General features: G+C 41.7%; 1 rRNA gene. It reads left to right on the top strand.

The window, feature by feature from the left end:
- Positions 1-113: 113 nt before the first annotated feature.
- Positions 114-216: ribosomal RNA gene (gene rrf, locus H5125_RS22030) — 5S ribosomal RNA — on the top strand; the annotation flags it as partial.

Below are 216 nucleotides of genomic sequence, written 5' to 3'. Positions count from 1 at the left end.
AAGTACATCCGTGTACTTGTCGAACTCAAGACTCTTGATAAGAGTAAAAGCAATCAGCTTTCCGAATTATTATTTAATGCATCAAGAATAATGCGTTAGATAAACAAAATTTGTCTGGAAACCATAGAGCTGTGGCACCACCTGATCCCATTCCGAACTCAGAAGTGAAACACAGTATCGCCGATGGTAGTTTGGGGTCTCCCCATGCGAGAGTAG

It is taken from the genome of Shewanella sp. SR44-4, assembly GCF_014163715.1.
Classification (GTDB): domain Bacteria; phylum Pseudomonadota; class Gammaproteobacteria; order Enterobacterales; family Shewanellaceae; genus Shewanella.
The sequence above is the reverse complement of the archived record's forward strand: the minus strand, read 5'-3'. Positions and strand labels throughout refer to the sequence as shown.